General features: G+C 71.6%; 21 protein-coding genes. 6 read left to right on the top strand and 15 right to left on the bottom strand.

Annotated features, from left to right (window positions below; translation table 11 throughout):
* Positions 1-10: 10 nt before the first annotated feature.
* Positions 11-865, bottom strand: coding sequence for a transporter substrate-binding domain-containing protein (locus VP06_RS14140; RefSeq protein WP_048464413.1), 855 nt, complete (start codon positions 863-865; stop codon positions 11-13).
* 298 nt (positions 866-1,163) lie between these two features.
* On the opposite strand from VP06_RS14140, the gene VP06_RS14135 reads away from it, so the two are divergent.
* On the top strand, positions 1,164-1,667 hold the full coding sequence (locus tag VP06_RS14135) for a GNAT family N-acetyltransferase (protein ID WP_048464412.1): 504 nt from the start codon (positions 1,164-1,166) through the stop codon (positions 1,665-1,667).
* Positions 1,668-1,670: 3 nt separating this feature from the next.
* On the opposite strand, the gene VP06_RS14130 is transcribed toward VP06_RS14135, so the two are convergent.
* Entirely contained in the window at positions 1,671-2,318 is a 648-nt protein-coding gene (locus tag VP06_RS14130; RefSeq protein WP_048464411.1) for a pyridoxamine 5'-phosphate oxidase family protein, read from the bottom strand.
* 359 nt (positions 2,319-2,677) lie between these two features.
* Positions 2,678-3,271, bottom strand: coding sequence for a PepSY domain-containing protein (locus tag VP06_RS14125; RefSeq protein ID WP_048464410.1), 594 nt, complete (start codon positions 3,269-3,271; stop codon positions 2,678-2,680).
* Between the two features lie 205 nt (positions 3,272-3,476).
* Here VP06_RS14125 and VP06_RS14120 point away from each other — a divergent pair, with 205 nt between their 5' ends.
* Positions 3,477-4,352, top strand: coding sequence for an SDR family oxidoreductase (locus VP06_RS14120; protein WP_048464409.1), 876 nt, complete (start codon positions 3,477-3,479; stop codon positions 4,350-4,352).
* Between the two features lie 64 nt (positions 4,353-4,416).
* Here the strand turns inward: VP06_RS14120 and VP06_RS14115 are convergent, their stop codons facing one another.
* A complete protein-coding gene (locus VP06_RS14115) occupies positions 4,417-4,635 on the bottom strand; it encodes a DUF6894 family protein (protein WP_048464408.1) in 219 nt (72 codons plus the stop codon).
* A 166-nt stretch (positions 4,636-4,801) separates the two neighbouring features.
* On the opposite strand from VP06_RS14115, the gene VP06_RS14110 reads away from it, so the two are divergent.
* The 3 genes from VP06_RS14110 to eutC all read left to right on the top strand — a co-directional run bounded on the left by VP06_RS14110 (position 4,802) and on the right by eutC (position 8,013).
* Positions 4,802-5,668, top strand: a complete 867-nt coding sequence (locus VP06_RS14110) for a transglutaminase-like domain-containing protein (protein WP_048464407.1) — start codon at positions 4,802-4,804, stop codon at positions 5,666-5,668.
* 69 nt (positions 5,669-5,737) lie between these two features.
* Entirely contained in the window at positions 5,738-7,135 is a 1,398-nt protein-coding gene (locus tag VP06_RS14105) for an ethanolamine ammonia-lyase subunit EutB (protein ID WP_048464406.1), read from the top strand.
* Positions 7,132-8,013, top strand: a complete 882-nt coding sequence (gene eutC, locus VP06_RS14100) for an ethanolamine ammonia-lyase subunit EutC (RefSeq protein WP_048464405.1) — start codon at positions 7,132-7,134, stop codon at positions 8,011-8,013. The genes VP06_RS14105 and eutC overlap by 4 nt, the downstream gene beginning before the upstream one ends.
* Positions 8,014-8,062: 49 nt before the next feature.
* On the opposite strand, the gene fliP is transcribed toward eutC, so the two are convergent.
* From fliP to flgB, 10 genes are all read right to left on the bottom strand, one after another.
* Positions 8,063-8,863: a flagellar type III secretion system pore protein FliP gene (gene fliP / locus VP06_RS14095; RefSeq protein ID WP_197093206.1), complete on the bottom strand. Its 801-nt coding sequence runs from the start codon at positions 8,861-8,863 to the stop codon at positions 8,063-8,065.
* Entirely contained in the window at positions 8,860-9,351 is a 492-nt protein-coding gene (locus VP06_RS14090) for a flagellar basal body-associated FliL family protein (protein WP_048464404.1), read from the bottom strand. Before VP06_RS14090 ends, fliP begins: the two co-directional genes overlap by 4 nt.
* Before the next feature lie 24 nt (positions 9,352-9,375).
* Complete coding sequence (gene flgH / locus VP06_RS14085; RefSeq protein ID WP_048464403.1) at positions 9,376-10,113, bottom strand: flagellar basal body L-ring protein FlgH; 738 nt, start codon at positions 10,111-10,113, stop codon at positions 9,376-9,378.
* The gene (locus VP06_RS14080; RefSeq protein WP_048464433.1) at positions 10,113-10,703 is read right to left on the bottom strand and encodes a MotE family protein; all 591 of its coding nucleotides are present in this window, start codon (positions 10,701-10,703) and stop codon (positions 10,113-10,115) included. The genes flgH and VP06_RS14080 overlap by 1 nt, the downstream gene beginning before the upstream one ends.
* Before the next feature lie 5 nt (positions 10,704-10,708).
* Entirely contained in the window at positions 10,709-11,860 is a 1,152-nt protein-coding gene (gene flgI / locus VP06_RS14075; RefSeq protein ID WP_048464402.1) for a flagellar basal body P-ring protein FlgI, read from the bottom strand.
* Positions 11,860-12,408 (bottom strand): flagellar basal body P-ring formation chaperone FlgA, encoded by a 549-nt coding sequence (flgA, locus tag VP06_RS14070; protein WP_053081785.1) that lies wholly within the window; start codon positions 12,406-12,408, stop codon positions 11,860-11,862. The genes flgI and flgA overlap by 1 nt, the downstream gene beginning before the upstream one ends.
* 97 nt (positions 12,409-12,505) lie before the next feature.
* Positions 12,506-13,294 (bottom strand): flagellar basal-body rod protein FlgG, encoded by a 789-nt coding sequence (flgG, locus tag VP06_RS14065; RefSeq protein ID WP_048464401.1) that lies wholly within the window; start codon positions 13,292-13,294, stop codon positions 12,506-12,508.
* Between the two features lie 14 nt (positions 13,295-13,308).
* Entirely contained in the window at positions 13,309-13,659 is a 351-nt protein-coding gene (gene fliE, locus VP06_RS14060) for a flagellar hook-basal body complex protein FliE (RefSeq protein WP_048464400.1), read from the bottom strand.
* Between the two features lie 7 nt (positions 13,660-13,666).
* Entirely contained in the window at positions 13,667-14,083 is a 417-nt protein-coding gene (gene flgC, locus VP06_RS14055) for a flagellar basal body rod protein FlgC (RefSeq protein ID WP_048464399.1), read from the bottom strand.
* Complete coding sequence (flgB, locus tag VP06_RS14050) at positions 14,080-14,460, bottom strand: flagellar basal body rod protein FlgB (protein ID WP_156295590.1); 381 nt, start codon at positions 14,458-14,460, stop codon at positions 14,080-14,082. The genes flgC and flgB overlap by 4 nt, the downstream gene beginning before the upstream one ends.
* A 172-nt stretch (positions 14,461-14,632) precedes the next feature.
* On the opposite strand from flgB, the gene VP06_RS14045 reads away from it, so the two are divergent.
* Positions 14,633-17,407 carry a heparinase II/III domain-containing protein gene (locus VP06_RS14045; RefSeq protein WP_245291175.1) on the top strand — a complete coding sequence of 925 codons (2,775 nt, stop codon included), beginning with the start codon at positions 14,633-14,635 and terminating at the stop codon, positions 17,405-17,407.
* A 114-nt stretch (positions 17,408-17,521) separates the two neighbouring features.
* Here VP06_RS14045 and VP06_RS14040 read toward each other — a convergent pair whose 3' ends face one another.
* Positions 17,522-18,928 (bottom strand): FAD-binding oxidoreductase, encoded by a 1,407-nt coding sequence (locus VP06_RS14040; protein WP_048464398.1) that lies wholly within the window; start codon positions 18,926-18,928, stop codon positions 17,522-17,524.
* Positions 18,929-19,082: the final 154 nt, after the last annotated feature.

Here is a 19,082-nt window from a genome sequence, read left to right as displayed (position 1 = left end):
TCCTGCGCCATCAACCCTGCGGGGTCATGTCGGCCTTGAACCACTTGAGCGAGAGCTTCTTCAGGGTGCCGTCGGCGATCACCGCGTCGATGCCCTCGTCGAGCTTGGCCTTCAGCTTGGCCTCGCCCTTGCGCAGGCCCATCGCCACGCCGCGGCCGAGGATGCCGCCGCGGAAGCGCGGCCCGGCCAGCATCACCGTATCGGCGAATTCCGGCTTCTCGGCGGTGGCCCGCAGGGGGGCGTCGTTGGCGAAGATCGCGTCGATGCGGCCGGCGGCGAGATCGAGGTCGTGCTGCTCGGTGGTCTTGTATTCGCGGACCTCGACGGTGCCCTTGAGGTACTTGTCCATGAAGGCGGCGTGGATGGTCGAGACCTGGACGCCGACGGTCTTGCCCTTGAGGAGCGGCTTGATGGTGTCGAGCGCCTTCTGGGCCTCGGCCTCGTCCAACAGGCTGAACTTCTGGCCGCCCAGGGGCAGCTTGGCCAGCGGCCCGTTGCGGTCGACCGCGAAGCCGGAGGAATCGCCGCTATAGGGCTTGGTGAAGTCCACCACCTTCAGCCGCGCATCGGTGATGGTCATGCCCGACATGATGGCGTCGAACTTCTTGGCGTTGAGGCCCGGCACCACGCCGTCCCAATCCTGGGCCACGAACTCGCATTTCAGCTTGGCGCGGGCGCAGATCTCGCGGCCGAGCTCGATCTCGTAGCCGTCCAGCGTGCCGTCGGGCTTGGTGAAGTTGTAGGGCGCGTAGGCGCCCTCGGTGGCGATCCTCACCGTCTCCGGCACCGTGTCGTCGGCCCGGGCCGCCCCGGCCGCGCCGAGGACGAGGGTTAGGACGAGGGCGAGAGCAGACCTGATTGTCATTGTGGCGTCGTTCCCGGACCTTGGAGGCGTTCCACGCTCAGCTAACCCGCAACGCCACCCTCAAGGCAAGCGGTTGCAACTGCGGTCTCGCAGGCCCGCACCGATGCGAGCAGCATGCCACCCGCGGTTTGCACTCCCGGGCGAGCGCTGCTATGGCGCCCGGCGCGGGCGATCTTTGCCCGGCGCGGGCCGAGGTGCCCGCCAGGAGTGAGCGATGGCCCCGAGGGCAGAGGCGCGACGACGGATCGGCTGACGGATCCGCCCATCCTTTCCGACGCGCTGCCCCGAGTGTGCTCCCGTGACCACGCTTCCCCTCGTCATCCGGCCCGAAACCCTGCGCGACGCCGACGCCATCGAGCGCCTGCACGAGCGCGCCTTCGGTCCCGGCCGCTTTGCCCGCACCGCCTTCCGGCTGCGGGAGGGCGTGACGCATCTGCCCAACCTCTCGTTCACGTCGCTGGTCGGCACGCTGCTGGTCGGCTCGGTCCGGGTCTCCCCGGCCCGGGCGGGATCGCACCCGCTCCTCGTCCTCGGCCCGCTGACCGTCGATCCGGCCTTCGGCAGCCGCGGCATCGGGAGCGCGCTGATGCGGGCCTCCCTCGACGCCGCCCGGGCCGACGGCCACGGCCTCGTCATCCTGGTCGGCGACGCGCCCTACTATGCCCGCTTCGGCTTCCGGGTGCTACCGCCGCGCAAGCTCACCCTGCCGGGGCCGGTCGATCCAGGGCGGTTCCTCGCGCTGGAGCTGCGCGAGGGCGCCCTGGCGGAGGCGGGCGGGAGCGTCGTCGGCGGGTCGCGCTGAGCCTCAGGTGGGGTCGGCCTCGCCGGGATAGTCCGCGAGCGGGATCGTGCCGCCCTTCTGCGCGACCCGGCGCGCGTCGTCCGGCGGCAGAGCGCCCTCGAAGAGGTCGAGGCGCTTCCAGGCCGGGAAGGGCTGCTGCCCCGCGGAATCGGGCAGGTGCGGCGACAGCGTCGCACCCTGGCTGCGGTGGATGTAGCGGCCGCAATTCACGAAGATCCGCTCGGCCGTGACCCGGACGACGTGATCCGCGCCGGGATAGAGGCCGAGCAAGGTCGGGTCGTCGGCAAGCGTGGCCTTGCCGTGCACCCGCAGCCGGTGCGGGCGCTCGAAATCGATGAAGAGCAGGCCGATGCGCGGGTTGTCGCCGAGATTGCCGAGGGTCAGGAACATCCCGTTCCCGTCATAGCTCGGAAGGATCAGCGCATTCGGGCCTACGACCCGGATGAAGCCGGGCGCGCCTCCCTTGTAGGACACCGTGGGCTGGCCGCTCCCATCCACCGTGCTGAGGAAGACCATTGTCGCTGCTTCGATGAAGTCCCGTTCCGGCGGCTCGAATGAGGCATGCGCGTGCGCTTCCAGCCGATCGGCGAGGGCGCGCGTGCCGTGCTCGTCCTGAAGGTGCCGGTGGCTCGCGCTGAAGAAGGCGCTCATGGTTGTCCTCCCCTGGTGCCGGCCCGTCCCGTGCCGATCCGCTGGGGTCGGGGAGAGCCGGTCGTGGTCGTGCTCGACCGTTGGCACCGTCATAGCATGGCGGCGGGGGAGCACCGCATCCGGGCTTGAAGGCAGGGCCTGACCAGGAAAGGGAGGGCGCGGGTTTCCCCGCTCCCCGACGGATCCCGGGCCTGCCCAGGATCTGCGCTTGCCCGGGGATCGATCCGGGGGCTCTGCAAGCCACGGGAGACGTCGGGCATGCCCGACGTCTCGTGGAGAGAGGAAGGCCCACCCCTCCTCTGGCCCGGACAGCCCTGCCTCAGGCAGGAAGCGCCGAGGCGCGCGGGTCGTCGCCGGGCTCAGTCCTTCATCACCTGCCCGTCCGGCCCGACCTTCACCTCCTGCTCCTTGTCCGCCAGCGCCACCTTGATCTCGTAGGCGACCGCCTTTCCCTCGCGCTCGACCTCGGCCTCGTAAGCCTTGCCGCCGCCGGCCTGCCGCTCGGCGATCGCCAGCGCGTCCTTCAGCGAGACCTTGGCGTTGTTGAAGTCGGCGACCTTCAGGCGGGTGAAATAGCGCTCGATCGGCTGGTTCTCGCTCTTGTAGAGCGCGCCGGTCTCGGCGTTGATGCCATGCTCGACCAGCTTGCCGTCCGGATAGACGACCTTGATCGCCCAATGGGTCGGGTTCTTGCCGTCGGCCTTCTCGAAATCGGCGTCGATGGCGCGGCCGTTACCGTCCTTCTGCTCGGCGGTGGCGATGGCATCGGCCAGGCTGACCTTGGCCAGCTTGGCGGCCTGGAACTCCTTCATGTCGCCCGTCGCCGTCGCGGCCGGCGCGGCGGCCGGCGCGGTCCCGGGAGCGGTCGGGGCCGTCGGGGCGGTGGTCTGGGCGAAAGCGAGGCCGGTGGTGAGGGCGAGGGCGCCGGCGGCGGCGAGGAAGCGGGTCGGCATCGTGGTCTCCGTGGGCGGAAGGCCCATCCATCAGGGATTGCGGAAACGCCGACCACCCGACTTGGTTTCCCGTTGGGCAGACTGCTTCACGGCTGGGCAGATCGCCGTCCTCGGAACGCAGATACCCCCCACTGGTTGTTCGGGCACCGCGACACCACCCGCAGCGACGCCTCCGCGCCGCTCCCCGCAGCCACGGAGTCCGACCATGACCGACGTCACGACGTCACCCTTCCCGAAGCCGCCCTTCGACCGGCAGAGGCCGATCCCGATGCCCGGGCACGACGCCGGAATGGACCCCCGGCCCGATTACGGCGAGACCCGCTACCGGGGCTCGGGCCGGCTCGCCGACCGCAAGGCGATCATCACCGGCGGCGACAGCGGCATCGGCAAGGCGGTGGCCCTGGCCTTCGCCCGCGAGGGCGCCGACGTGCTGATCGCCTATTACGACGAGCACGACGATGCCCGCGAGACTGCGAGGCTGGTCGAATCCGCCGGCCGCAAGGCGGTGCTGGTGCCGGGCGACATCAAGGATCCGGACCATTGCCGCGCCATCGTCGAGAAGGCCGTGGCGGCGTTCGGTCGGGTCGACGTGCTGGTGAACAACGCCGCTCACCAGGCCACCGTCCAGTCGATCGAGGAACTGAGCGACGAGGAGTGGGACGTCACGTTCCGCACCAACATCCACGCGATGTTCTACCTGACCAAGGCGGCGGTGCCGCACATGCGGCCGGGTGCGGCGATCATCAACACCACCTCGATCAACGCCGACACGCCAAACCCGCACCTGCTCGCCTACGCCACCACCAAGGGGGCGATCCAGAACTTCACCGGCGGCTTGGCGCAACTGCTCGCCGAGAAGGAGATCCGGGTGAACTGCGTCGCCCCCGGCCCGGTCTGGACGCCGCTGATCCCCTCGACCATGCCGGAGGAGAAGGTCCGCCAGTTCGGTTCCCAGGTTCCGATGAAGCGCCCCGGCCAGCCGGTCGAGCTCAGCCCCGTCTACGTGATGCTGGCGAGCGAGGAGGCGAGCTACGTCTCGGGCGCCACCGTGGCGGTGACCGGCGGCAAGCCGATGATCTGACCCCGTCGAACGTCCCCCGGATCGTGCTCCGGGGGGCCGCATCGGTGCAGAGGGATGCCCCGTCCTACGCGGCTGTCAGCGACACCCGGAACACCGTCCGCCCGGTTTCGTCACGGACGTTCATGGCGAGGATCGCTCCGGCGGCGCGGGCCGGGTCGAGGGCGCAGGAGCGCAGGGCCTGAACGGCCTCGGCATGGGCGGCGCCCGCATCGGTGAGCACGACGCCGATCGCGTCGCGGGCATCCCAGGTTCCGGCATCGAGATCGAAGAAGTAGCGGTGCACGGTACATCCTCCTGCTCATCCCGGTCTTGCCGGGCCCGACGACCCGCGCCTGAACGCGGGCTGAACCACGTGACGCAAGGATCGGACCGCCGCGGAGCGGGGGCGCACGCCGATTCGGCGCGGCTCTTGCCTTACCCTATCCCGCCAGCGGGAAGGGACTCAAGCCGTGCGCTACACTGTAGGTTGCCATCTCGCCTATGAAGTCGAGGCCGAGACGGTGTTCATCTTCAACCTGGAGGTCGCCCGGCTGGAGCGCCATCGCGACCTGCGGGAGACGGTCAACCTGATACCGGCCCTGCCCCTGCGGCGCCACGTCGCACTGGAGACCGGGAACCGCTACGTCGCCGTCACGGTGCCGCCCGGGCGGTTCAGCCTCGACTACGCGGCGGAGGTGACTCTCGATCCCCATCGGGCCGATCCCGCCGGCATCGCCGAGACGCCGGTGAAGGACCTGCCGCTTGCCATCCTGCCCTACCTGCTGCCGAGCCGCTTCGTCTCCTCCGACCGGCTCGCGCCGTTCGCGCAGGCCGAGTTCGGCGACACCGCCCCCGGCTTCGCGCGGGTGACCCGGATCTGCAACTGGATCCACGACCACATCGCCTATGTGCGCGGCGCCAGCGACGAGGAGACCACTGCCGACGAGACGCTGCTGAAGCGGGCAGGGGTGTGCCGCGATTTTGCGCATCTCGGCGCCGCCTTCTGCCGGGCGCTCGGCATCCCGGCCCGCTTCGTCAGCTGCTACGCCGATGGACTGGTGCCGAGCGACTTCCACGCGGTGTTCGAAGCCTATCTCGACGGCCGCTGGTGGCTGTTCGACGCCACCCGTCAGGCCCATCTCGACGGGCTGGTGCGGATCGGGGCCGGACGCGACGCCGCCGAGATCGCCTTCGCGACCCCGTTCGGAGAGATGACGCCAACCGGCATGGAGGTCCGCATCACCCGGACCGACGGCGCGCCGGAGACGGGCGAGCGCACGGTGGCGGCGATCTCGACGGCGGAGACGGGCCCTGACGCCGAAGGCGGCCTTGCGTGAGGTTCATGACGCCGAAGGCGGCCTGCGTTAGGTTCATCCGGAAGAAGGCCCCCGCATGAGCGATCGCCCATGACCTATCGGCATGTCGTCGGACCCCGAACCTTCGTCTTCGCCGATCTCGCCGAGCTGATGGCGAAGGCGAGCCCGCCGCGCTCCGGCGACCGGCTCGCCGGCCTCGCGGCCGGGAGCGCCGAGGAAGGCATGGCGGCGCGCTGGTGCCTCGCCGAGGTGCCGCTGGCCGACATCCTGGCCCGGCCGCTGATCCCCTACGAGGCCGACGACGTCACCCGGCTGATCCTCGACAGCCACGACGCCGCGGCCTTCGCCCGCATCGCCCATCTGACGGTCGGGGATTTCCGCGAATTCCTGCTCACCGCCTCGTCGGAGACCCTGGCGGCGATCGCGCCCGGGGTGACACCGGAAATCGCCGCCGCGGTGTCGAAGATCATGCGCAACCAGGACCTGATCCTGGTCGCCCGCAAGGCCCGGGTGGTCACGCGCCTGCGCAACACGATCGGGCTGCCCGGCACGCTGGCGGTCCGGCTCCAGCCGAACCACCCGAGCGACGATCCCGCCGGCATCACGGCGTCGATCCTCGACGGGCTGGCTTACGGCTGCGGCGATGCCTGCATCGGCATCAACCCGGTCTCGGATTCGGTGCAGGGCCTGACCGGCCTGCTGCATCTCCTCGCCGAGCTGATCGACCGCTTCGCGATCCCCACGCAAGGCTGCGTCCTCACCCACGTGACCACGACGCTGGAGGCGATGAACCGCGGCGTGCCGGTCGACCTCGTGTTCCAGTCGATTGCAGGCACGCAAGGAGCCAACGCCTCGTTCGGCGTCACGCTGGCGGTGCTGAAGGAGGCGCACGAGGCGGCCCTGGCGCAGAAGCGCGGCACCCTGGGCGACAACGTGATGTATTTCGAGACCGGCCAGGGCTCGGCGCTGTCGGCGGAGGCCCATCACGGCATCGACCAGCAGACCCTGGAGGCCCGGGCCTATGCGGTGGCCCGCGCGTTCCGGCCGCTCCTCGTCAACACGGTGGTGGGCTTCATCGGCCCGGAATACCTCTACGACGGCAAGGAGATCATCCGGGCCGGGCTAGAGGATCATTTCTGCGGCAAGCTGATGGGCGTGCCGCTCGGGGTCGACGTCTGCTACACCAATCATGCCGAGGCCGACCAGGACGACATGGACACGCTGCTGACGCTGCTCGGCGCCGCCGGCGTGACCTACGTCATGGGCGTGCCGGGGGCCGACGACGTGATGCTGAACTATCAATCGACCTCGTTCCACGACCAGCTCTACCTGCGCGAGGTGATGGGGCTGAGGCGGGCGCCGGAATTCGCGGCATGGCTCGCCCGGATGGGGCTGACCGACGCCGACGGGGTCCTGCTGCCCGGCGGCGGAGCGCCGCTCCTCGCCGCCGCGCCGGGACTTGCCACCACGCCGGAACTTGCCGCGTGAGCCGGGAGGACGATCCGGCCGCCGCCTGGCGACGCCTCGCCGCCCTGACCCCGGCCCGCATCGCGCTCGGCCGCGCCGGATCGGGCCTGCCGACCCGGGAAGTGCTGCGCTTCGGCCTCGCCCATGCGCAGGCCCGCGACGCGGTCCACACGCCCCTCGACGTGGACGGCGTGCGGGCCGGGATCGCGGCGCTCGGCTTCGAGTCCGTGGTGGTGGCCTCGGCGGCGCCCGACCGGGCGACCTACCTGCGCCGGCCCGATCTCGGGCGGCGGCTCGACGCGGCCTCCACGGCGGCGCTCGCGGCGGCGGCGGCGGGCGACCCGGTCGACCTGGCGCTCGTGGTGGCGGACGGCCTCTCGGCCCGCGCCATCCACGAGGGGGCGGTGCCGCTTCTCACGGCGCTGACGCCGGCGCTCACCGGGGCGGGCTGGCGCCTCGCGCCGGTGGTGGTGGCGACGCAGAGCCGGGTGGCCCTCAGCGACGCGGTCGGGGCGCTGCTCCGGGCCCGCGCCGTCGCGGTGCTGATCGGCGAGCGGCCCGGCCTGTCCTCGCCCGACAGCCTCGGGATCTACCTCACCTTCGACCCGCGCCCGGGCCGGACCGACGCCGAGCGCAACTGCCTGTCGAACGTGCGGGCGGCGGGGCTGACGCCGGACCTGGCGGCGTTCAAGCTGCACTGGCTGATCGATCAGGCCCTGAGCCGGCGGCTCACGGGGGTGGCGCTGAAGGACGAGAGCGACCGGCTGCTGCCGGGGCCGGGACCAGGAGCCGTCGCCGACGATGCGCGCCTGACCCCTCCCCCCTCTGCGGGGGAGGATGCCGCACGGAGTGGGGCGGGAGAGGGGAACCCGCTTCCCGAGAGGTCGCGCGCGTCATGACGGGCGCCCTCCGGATCAGGTGGCGCACGCGCTTCTTTCTGAGACGAATCTAGAAGAACGACTTGACCAGCCCGCTCACCAGCAGGTTCCAGCCGTCGATCAGGATGAAGAACAGCACCTTGAACGGCAGCGAGATCACCGTCGGCGGCAGCATCATCATGCCCATCGACATCACGATCGTCGAGACGATCATGTCGATGACGAGGAAGGGCAGGGCGATCAGGAAGCCGATCTCGAAGCCGCGGCGCAGCTCCGAGATCATGAAGGCCGGGATCAGGATGCGCAGGTCGATCTTCTCGCCTTCTTGAGCCTTCGGGAAGGTGCGGCTGGCGAGATCCTGGAAGGTCTGGAGATCCTTCGGGCGCACCTGGGCCGACATGAACTCGCGGAACGGGTCGGTGATGCGGGTGAAGGCTTCCTCCTCGGTGATCCGGTTCTCCTGGAGCGGGCGCACGCCCTCGCTCCAGGCCCGGTCGAAGGTCGGCGCCATGACGTAGAAGGTCATGAACAGCGACAGGCTGACGAGGAAGAGGTTGGCGGGCGTGCTCTGGAGGCCGAGCCCCGAGCGCAGGAACGAGAAGGCGACGGCGAAGCGCGTGAAGCTCGTCACCATCACGAGCAAGCCCGGCGCGAGCGAGAGCACCGTGAGCAGGGCGACGAGCTGGAGGATGCGCCCGCTCGCCGCGCCGTTGCCCGGCGGCAGCAGCGCGTCGAGACCCGGGATGCCCGTGACGCTGCCGGCCGCGCCGCCCGCCGCGCCCTGGGCCAGGGCGGCGCCGGCCGGCAGGAGCAGGAAGGCGGCGGTCGCGAGGGCGAGGAGGGTGCGTCGACGGACTGGACAACCGCTCATTGCACCACCAGGACCTCGACGATCAGCTCGCGGATCGCCCCCTTGGTGCGCAAGGACACGCGCTCGTTGAGATCCTCGCGCAGATGCTGCAAGCCGCTCGCCCCCTCGATCTGGGCCGTCGAGAGCGTGCGCAGATAGGCGATCATGTCGGCCTTGATCTCCGCCACCGTGATGTCCGGGGTCGGCAGGCTGCCGGTCTTGAACACCACCGAGGATTCGAGCCGGATCCAGGAATCGGCCGGCTCGGCGAGGTTCGTCACCACCGAGCCGACGCTGCGCAGGGTCAGGTCGCCGGAATAGTTCAGGACCTTGGCGGCCTTCTCGTGCTCCTGCGCCTCGCGGGTCTTCTGGTCGACCGCCTTCTCGACGCTCGACATCAGGTACATGCCGAGGCCGCCGCCGGTGCCGATCGCCACCAGGGTGCAGAGGGCGAGGGCGCCGATCCACGCCTTGCCGCCGCCCTTCTTCTTCTCGTCCTTGTCCGCCATCGCGCGTCCCCCAGGTTCGGGCCGTCAGAACGGCGCGACGGTCTCGAAGATCTGCTGGCCGAGGGTCGGCGCCTGCACGTCGCTGAGCCGGCCGCGGCCGCCATAGGAGACCCGGGCCTCGGCGATCTTGTCGTAGTCGATGGTGTTCTTGCGCGAGATGTCGCGCGGCCGCACGATGCCGGCGACGTTGAGCACCCGCACCTCGTTGTTGACCCGGATCTCCTGCGAGCCGCTGATCAGGAGGTTGCCGTTCGGCAGCACCTCGGTGATCACGGCGGCGATCGACAGGCTCAGGTTCTCCTTGCGGTCGATGGTGCCCTGGCCCTTGGTCTCGGTGCCGGACCGGATGCCGGTATCGGCGGTGGCCGAATCCTTCAGCCCGGAGACGCCGTAGCCGAAATCGAAGCCGAGGCTCGACTTCTGGCTGCGCGAGCGGTCGCTGGCATTGTCGAACTGCGCCTTGTCGTTGATCAGGATGCTGACGGTCAGCACGTCGCCGATGTTGCGGGCGCGGGGATCCTGAAACAGGTCGGCGCTCGCCGGCGACCAGGTCGAGTGGTAGCTGTGCCGGCTCTGGAGCGAGCCGAAGGTCGAGGGCAGGGCCTCGCGCGGGGCGGCGAGCCCGGTGCCGATCGGCGTCAGGCTCGGCGGGCGGCCGAACTCGTCGAGCCTGCTCTGGCACCCGGCGAGCGCGAGGCCCGCGACGGCCAAGGGAAGCAGGCGGAGAGTGAGGAGGCGGGCGGCCGGGAACGGGGGGGTCATCACGATCTCTCGTTGTCCTTGCGGCGGCCGGCCTCGGCCATCTTGCGGGCCAGCGACGCGGCGCGGGACGCCTCCATCTCGGCGAGCACCGCGCTCGCCGTCCGGGCGTTGAGCTTCACCAGGATCGCCGCGGCGTTGTCCTCGGGCATGTTGGTGAGCTGGAGCGCCGCGGCATCGGCCCGCATCTTGGCGTAGACCGCCACCACGCTCTCGTCGGCCTTGGCCAGGAATTCCTTGCGGCGCTGGACCACCGCCTCGTACTCGGCGCGCTTCTCCTCGAGGCGGCGGATGCGCTCCTCGACCTGCTTCTCAAGCGCGGCGAGCTGCTCCTTCTGCCAGGCGAAGCGGGCATCGGCCGCGGCATCCGCGATGGTGGCGCAATAGCCGGTCTTGGCCGGGTCCTTGGCGGCTCCCCCGGCGGCGAAGTCCTGGGCGGTCGGCTCCTTGGGGGCGTCGCGGGCGGCGATGGCGCGCATCGCCGCGTCCTTGGCCGGGTCGCTCGCCGCGCCACCGCCATGGCCGTCGCCGGCGGCGAGAGCCGGGCCGGCGACGGCCAGGGAGAGTGCCAGCAGGCGGGCCGTGAGGAGGATCCGGGTCATTGGACGACGAGCTCCGCCTGGAGGGCGCCGGCGGTCTTCACCGCCTGGAGGATCGCGATGATGTCGGTCGGCTTGAGGCCGACCTGGTTGAGGCCGCGCACCAGGGTCTGAAGGTCGGAGCCGCCGAGCACCGCGAGCTTGCCCTGCTCCTCGCGGGCCGCCACCTCCGTGCGCGGCACCACCGTGGTCTGGCCGTTGGAGAAGGGGGCGGGCTGCGACACTTCCGGCGTCTCGGTGACCCGCACCGTGAGGTTGCCGTGGGTGACCGCGACCGTGGAGATCTGCACGTTGCGGCCGATCACCACCGTGCCGGTGCGCTGGTCGACCACGACCCGGGCCGGCACGTCGGGCTGGATCGTCAGGTCGCCGATCTCGGCGACGAGGCGCGGCAGGACCATGTCGCGGGGGCGCTGGAGCACCACCGAGCGCTGGTCGCGCGGGCTGGCGATGCGGCGGCGGAAGCGGCCGATCGCGTAGGCGTTGATGGCGTCGGCCACCATCGTGGCGGTCTTGAAGTCGGGATTCTTCAGCTCGAAGACCAGCTCGGGCAGGTCGCGGAACGCGCCCGGCACCTCGCGCTCGATGAGCGCGCCGTTGGGGATGCGGCCGGCGGTCGGCACGCCCTGCGTCAGCTGCTCGGCCTGGCCCTGCGCCGAGAAACCCGAAACGGCGAGCGGCCCCTGCGCGGCGGCGTAGACGTTGCCGTCTCCGCCGGACAGGGGCGTCATCAGCAGCGTGCCGCCACGCAGGGAGGTCGCGTCGCCGAGGGAGGTCACCGTCACGTCGATGCGCGAGCCGGCGCCGACGTAAGGAGGCAGGTCGGCCGTCACCATCACGGCGGCGACGTTGCGGGTGCGCAGGCGCGCATCGCGCACGTTGATGCCCATCCGGTCGAGCATCGATTGCAGCGCCTGCTCGGTGAACTGGGCGTTGCGCAGGGTGTCGCCGGTGCCCTGGAGGCCGGTGACCAGGCCGTAGCCGACGATCTGGTTGTCGCGCACGCCCTTGAGGCTGGCGACGTCCTTGATCCGGGCATAGCCGCCGCTGGCGATGACCGGGGCGGCGGCGCGCGCCGGGACGGCCGGCACCAGGGCGACGGCCAAGGCCGAGACGACGCGGGCGAGGACGATGCGGAACCGGGCCCGCATCAGAACCCGCCGATCCTGATGCGCCCGTCGGCCATCACGGTGCCCAGAACGATGCGGTTGGTGTCGGTGTTGCGCACCCGGATGGTCTCGCCGAGGCCGCCATTCTGCAACGGCGCCCCGACCGCCGTGATGACGAGGCCGTTCTCCTCGAAGATCATCTGGGTCGGCGTGCCGCGGCTGACGAGGCGCGGATCGTCGACGGCGTTGACCGGCACCGGCTCGCCCGGCAGCAGCATCCGGCGGGCGGTGCGCCCGACGATGGCCATCGGCGCGTCGATCACCGCCGCCCGGGCCCGGAAGGTCGTCGGATAGGACTGGAGCCGCAGCATCGACTCCTTGATCGTGTCGCCCGGATAGATCGTCACGGTCGGCACCGGCAGCAGCATCTCGTTCGCCGCGGCGGCGGCCGGCGACCCGGTGGGCGACCCCGTGGGCGGCGACGGGGCCGGGGCGGCCACGCCGAGGGCGGCCGGCAGGCAGAGGCCGACGACGAGCGCCAGGACCAGGCGGGAAGGCCGGAGACGGGGATGCCGGAGAGAGGATGACATGGGGTGTCGCGCCGGGAGGAGGGGCGCCGCCTTGGACCGGCGGCGTGGCAGTCTCACCGAGGTCGGGGGCCGGACGTCGGAACGACCGGATCCCGGCTCACCGGATGCCCTTGGAGACCGTGCTGGCCATCTCGTCGACGGCCTGGATCACCTTGGAGTTCATCTCGAACGAGCGCTGGGCGGTGATCAGGCTGGTGATCTCCTTGACCGGATCGACGTTCGAGCCTTCGAGGTAGCCCTGCTGGAGCTTGCCGTAGCTGGCATCGCCCGGATTGCCGATCACCGCCGCGCCCGAGGCCGGGGTCTCGCGGTAGAGGCCGTTGCCGAGGGGCTCCAGCCCCGACTCGTTGGCGAAGTTGGCGATGGTGATCTGGCCGATATTCTGCTGCGCCACCTGCCCGTCGACCTTGGCGAAGACCTGGCCCGATTGGTTGATGGTGATCTCGGTGGCGTTGTTCGGGATCAGGATCGCGGGATCGACGGTATAGCCCTCGAGCGTGACGAGCTGGCCGGTGGCGTTCTTGTTGAAGGCGCCGGCGCGGGTGTAGTTGATCTCGCCGCTCGGGCTGGTGATCTGGAAGTAGCCGCGGCCGTTGATGGCGAGATCGAGCTGGTTGGCCGTGTTGGTGAGCTGGCCCTGGCGGTGCAGGTTGCGGATCGCCGCCGCGCGCACGCCGAGGCCGAGCATCGCGCCCTCGGGGATCGCCTCCTGGCCGGACTGGTTGGGCACGCCCTGCTGCCGCTCGGCCTGGTAGAGCAGGTCGGTGAACTCGGCCCGCGCCCCCTTGAACCCGGTGGTGTTCAGGTTGGCGATGTTGTTGGCGATGACTTCGAGGTTGAGCTGCTGGGCGGACATGCCCGTGGCGGCGACGGCGAGCGCTCTCATCTTTCGTGAAATCCTCAGATCGCCATGCGGCTCAGTTCGAGATAGGCGGCCACGACCTTGTCGCGGATGGCGACCGCGGTCTGGAGACTCTGCTCGGCGGACATCACCGCCTCGACGACCTGCTGGGTCGAGGCCTTGCCCTGGATGCCGGCGATCGCCGCGGCCTCGCCGGCGCGCAGGTCGTTGCGCATGCCGGTGGCGAAGCTCGCCATGATCTGCCCGAAATCCGCCGGAGCGGCGCCGTCGGCACCGGGAACAGCCGCTCCGGTCACCGGGGGCAGCGTCGCCCGCTGAACGGAGGCGCCCTCGGGGCGGGAGGAAGCCGCGGCCAGGTCGAAGGCGGAGAGGGTGAGGGCCTCGATCATCGGATGCTCATGTCCTCAGGAGGTCGATCACGCTGGCCACCATGGCGCGGGCCTGCTTGATCACCTGTAGGTTGGCTTCGTAGGAGCGGTTGGCCTCGCGCATGTCGGCCATCTCGATCAGGGCGTTCACGTTCGGCAGCTTGACGTTGCCGTTCTGGTCCGCCGCCGGGTTGCTCGGGTCGTACTCGACGCGGAACGGGGTCTTGTCGATATCGATGTCGCGCACCTTGACCGAGGCGGCCCCCACCGCCCGGTCGAGCTCGGCCTTGAAGGTCACGGTCTTGCGCGAATAGGGGTCGGCCCCCGGCACATCGCCCGTCGACTGGACGTTGGCGAGGTTCTCCGACACCACCCGCATGCGCAGGGACTGGGCTTCGAGGCCCGCGCTGGCGAGGCGGGTGGCCGTCATCAGGGGGTCGATCACGATCCGCTCCTCACGGCCGACATCAGCATGCGGTGGAAGCTGCGCACCACCCCGACATCGAGGTTGTGCTGACGCGACACCTCGCTCGCCTTCAGCATCTCCTGCTCCAGGCTGACGCCGCTCGCGGTCTCGAGCACGTCCCAGCCGGACTTGTCGGGCCGCACCGGCACCCCGAGGCCCGGGGCGTGGAGATGGGCCTGGGCGGTCGCCGCCATGTCGGCGCCGGTGCCGGCGAGCACCTGGGCGAAGGGCGCGACGTCCCGGGCCTTGTAGCCCTGGGTGTTGGCGTTGGCCACGTTGCCGGCGATCGTCGACTGGCGCACCGACAGGTAGCGGCCGTGCATCGAGGCGAGATCGAACAGGTAGATCCCCGTCACGCGAGCCTCTCCATGTCCCCGTCACTCCTTGGAGCTGTGCCGAAACGACCCGACGCCCGGGCCCCGCCGCGTAACCGAGGATTTAGAAGCGCTACCTTGCCCGAGGCTGGCGAAGCTGGCGAGTTCGCTCGGTGGGAAGCGGGTGTGGCGGCGCTCCCGCGCCTTGACAGGGATGGCCGCCGCCCGGCACTGCCGCGGGGTACCCTGCTCGCACCCGTCCCTCGTCCGCACCATGCTTCCGGCCCTGCTGCCCTCCGAGCCGGTCTTCCTCCCGGTCCAGGCCCGCTACGCGGGCGGGGCCAGGCCGGGGACGCACGAGGGCGAGCACGCGATCAGCGCCAACAACCGCTGGTCGCGGGTGCAGCTGACCTTCCGCCACCTGCCGGCGGAGGTGTGGTGCTGCCTGGAGGTGCGCCTCGCCTGGACGGAGGAGGAGGAGGGGGGACAGGCCCTCGACTTCCTCCTCGCGGGCTTCGACTTCCTGGCCGCCGACGGGTCGAGCCTCGACGTCGAGCACGTGCCGGGCCTCGCCCGCACCCTGCTCGATCCCCACAGCGCCTGGATCGCCGGCCCGGCCTGCCAGCCCGCCGGCAGCGAACTGGTCCGGGCGGCGCCGGTGCGGGTGGCGTTCGGGGTGCCGCCCCAGGCCCGCGGCCTCGCGCTCACGCTCCGCTCCTGGCGCAACACCGAAGGGATCACGCTCGCCACGCCGCGCCTGCGCCCCGGGGCGGCCCTGGGGCCTGGCGGGTTCCGCCGCCGCCGCCTCGGACCGCATCCCGCGCCCCTGCGCCACGGCCTCGTCCCGGGCCTCGGCCTCGTGGTGCGCGGGCAGATCCACGCCGCGCGGTCGACCGAGCACGCCGCACGGGTGAGCCTCGTCTACCGCGACCGCGACGGGGCGGAGATCCCGCCGCCCTATCCGGGCACCGTGGCGGTGCCGGGCCTGGGGGCGAGGCCGGGTGCGGAGGAGCCGGGATTAGGGGCGGCGATCAACCTGCCGGCCCAACCGCAGGCGCGCCGCTTCACCCTCGACCTGGAGCCGCCGCCGGGCGCCACCTCCCTCGATCTCGGCTTCTGCACCTGGGAGGAGGAGGGCGAGCGGCTGCCGGTCGTGGAGCTGCTCGGACCGCCGGAAGTGGCGCTCGAGGACGGTTTCCGGCTCGAGAGCCTGTGCGGTGACGACCTCCTCGACGCCCCAGGCTTCCTCGCGCGCCTCTCGGCCCGGCTCCGGCACGATCCGGGCGCCGAGGCGGCCTGGATCCCGGGCCCCGGCGAGGCCGGGGCCGCCGCCCTGCCGCTCGCCCGCGCCCGGTCCTTGCGGTCCGAGGCCGAGCGCCCGGTGGTGCTGCGGCCCGATGGCGGCCTGTCCTTGCGCCTCGCCGGCTGCCCGGACTGGACCCTGCCGGAGAGCCCGGATTTCCGCGAGGATCCGTTCCGGGCCGTGCCCTCCCGCGCCATCCCCTGGCGCCTCGCCTACCAGTCGCTGACCTGGCTGCTGCCGCTGGCCGAGGCGGCGCCGGCCCGGGCGCTCGGCCTCGCCCAGGCGTGGTCGCGGGCCAATCCCTGGGGCCAGCCGGCCGATCCGCTGAGCCTGCATCCGGGCGCCCTGCCGGCCCGGGCCGAGACGTGGATCGGGCTCCTCGCCCTGCCGGGCGCCGGGGCGGCGGCTGCGCTCCTGACCGGCGAGGCGGTGCGGCACGGCTTCGCCCTGGCGGAGATGGTCGGGCAGAACACCTTCGGGCGGAGCCTGCACCAGCTCCAAGCCGCGGCGGCCCTGCTCGCCCTCGCCCGCGCCCTGCCGCGCCTGCCGCTGTCGGCGCATTGGGACGGGCTCGCCCGCGAGAGCCTGGGCGAGGGCGTGGACGCCCTCCTTCCGGCGGACGGCCGCTTCGCGGAATCCTCGCTCCATCGCCGGCTCGACCTCGTCACCCTCGGGCGGGCCCTGCGCGAGCCCCTCGGCGAGGCGGCGCCCGGCCCCCTCGTCGCCGCCCGGACGGAGGCGGCCCTTGCGGATCTCGCCGGCCTCCTCGATCCGGGCGGGCGGCTGCCGCCCTTCGGCGAGGTGTTGTCCGGCACCGACGATGCCGGCTGGATCGCCCGGCTGCGCGGCACCGCCGGGCTGGTGGTGGCGCAGCGGCCGGCCGCTCCCATGCCGGCCGCCTCCTCCTCGACGCTCCTGCCCGATGGCCTGTCGGCCCGCCACGAGACCGCCGGGCGCGGCTGGGCCCATTTCGCCTGCACCTTCGCGGAGACCTCGCCGCAGGGCCACGCCGATTGCACGTCCTTCGTCTACGCGGCGGGCGCGACCCGCTGGATCGTCGAGGCCGGCGGCTCGGAGCAGGTCGAGGCCGGGGCGGCGCGCCACTACCTGCTCTCGGCCCGCGCCCACAACGTCGCGGTGATCGACGGCACCGAGCCGGTCGCCGGGCGCGGCCTCCACCGCGGCAGCCTCGCCCTGCCGGGGGCGGTCGCCCACGCGATCGAGACGAGCGTGCACGGGCCGGGCATCCGCCACCTGCGGATCTTCGTGCTGCCGCACGACCTGTCGGGCCTCGCGGTGATCGACCGCTTCGCCGCGCAGGAGGGCGGTCCCCTGACCTTCCGGGCCTTCGCGCAGCTCGCGCCCGAGACCCTGGTCGCCGTCGAGGGGCCGCGCCGGGTCCAGGCCCGCCAGGGCGGCCGGCGCCTCGGCCTGGTGCCGTTCGCGGTCGCCGGCCGGGTCGCGGGCCTGGAAACGGTGATCGGCCGCAGCGAGCGGCCCGGCACCATGCAGGGCTTCGTCGTCCGGCCCGGCATGCTCGAACCCGCCTGCGCCCTGCGCTACGCGGTCACCGGCCGCGGCCTGGTCTGCGGCGGCCTGCTGATGGCGGTGGACGGCCCGGCCGAGGATTCCCTCGCGCGGGTGCTGGCGCGGGAGGAACTGGCGCGGTTCCTCGTGGAGGCGTGATACCAAAGGTCGTTTTCAACGACCGTTGGTATACCGCGGCACGGAGGAAATCCGGCTTGGCCAGCCTCCCCGCCGATCGGCCCCAAACCAGGATTTCTTCCGCGTAGCGGTATATCACACCACCTTGCCGGGATTGAGAACCCCATTCGGATCCATCGCCGCCTTGAGGCGCCGCATCAGGGCGATCTCGGCCTCGGAGCGGACATGGCCGAGCCAGGGCTTCTTGGTCAGGCCGATGCCGTGCTCGGCCGAGACCGTGCCGCCGAACTCGCGCACCAGGCCGTAGACGACCTCCTGGATCACGTCTTTCGGCTGGGGGCTCGCGCCCTTCAGCCCGGCGACGATGTGCAGGTTGCCGTCGCCGATATGGCCGTAGAACAGCGCGAAGGCGCCGGGCAGGCGCTGGCTCAGCGCCGCCTTGCAGGCCCGCACGTACTCGTCCATGGCCGCCACCGGCAGGCCGATATCGAAGGGCTCGTGCGGCCCGAGCACCTGCGGAAATTCCGAGCAGGCATCGCGGACGCCCCAGAACGTCTTCACGTCGGCGAGCGAGCGGGACAGGACCGCATCGGCGAGCAGGCCCGCCTCGGCTTGCGCCTCCAGCCACGCCTCGAAGCGCGGCGCGTCGAAGGTCTCGTCGGTCCCTTGCGCCTCGATCAGGCAATAGACGGCATGGCCGTGCGGCAGCGGCACCCGCACCCCGGGCGTCATGGCGATCGTCTCCCAGTAATCCGGCCACATCACCTCGAAGGCCGACAGCATCGGGCCGAGGCCCCGGCGGGCCGCCGCGAGAAGGCCGACGACGGAGGCATAATCCGGCAGGGCGCAGAGCGCCGCGAGGGTGCAGGCGGGTTTGGGAAAGAGCCGCAGCACCAGCCGGGTGATGACGCCGAGCGTCCCTTCCGAGCCGATGAACAGGTGCTTGAGGTCGTAGCCGGCGTTGTTCTTGATCATCCGGTTGAGGGTGGTGACGATGCCGCCATCGGGCAGGACCACCTCCAGGCCGAGGATCATCTCGCGGGTCATGCCGTAGCGGATGACCCGGTTGCCGCCGGCATTGGTCGAGGCGTTGCCGCCGATGGCGCAGGAGCCCCGGGCCCCGAGATCGAGCGGGATCAGGAAGCCGGCCGCATCGGCGGCCTCCTGCACCACCTGGAGCGGCGTGCCGGCCCAGACCGTCATGGTGGCCGAGGCCGGGTCGATCGCCTCGATCCCGGTCATCCGCTCCAGCGACAGGGCGACCGCGCCGGGCAGCGGCCGGGCGCCCCCGCACAGGCCGGTGAGCCCGCCCTGCGGCACCACCGGCACGCCGTGGGCGGCACAGATCCGCATCGCGGCGGCGACCGCCTCGGTGGTGGTGGGCCGCACCACCGCGAGGGCGGGTTGCGGCCCGAGCGTGCTCCAGTCGGAGGCATTGCGGGCCGGCCGCTCGGCGCCGGTGAGCACCGCCTTCTCGCCCAAGGCCGCCACAAGGGCGGTGATGACCGCCTCGTCGCGGGTTGCGTCCGGCATCGTCCTCATGCTGGTCTCTCCTCCCAGGGGGGCAGCGTGGATCGCCGCTCGTGCCGGTGATCTGGCGAGTGTCCAGATCGGGCAACAGGATCAAGATCCACCGGGTCATTCCGGGCTCCGCTTTCACGCCCCCGGAATGACCCGGAGGGTGCCAGTTCGGTCG

Origin of the sequence: Methylobacterium aquaticum (assembly GCF_001043915.1) — a bacterium.
Lineage (GTDB): Bacteria > Pseudomonadota > Alphaproteobacteria > Rhizobiales > Beijerinckiaceae > Methylobacterium > Methylobacterium aquaticum.
The sequence above is the reverse complement of the archived record's forward strand: the minus strand, read 5'-3'. Positions and strand labels throughout refer to the sequence as shown.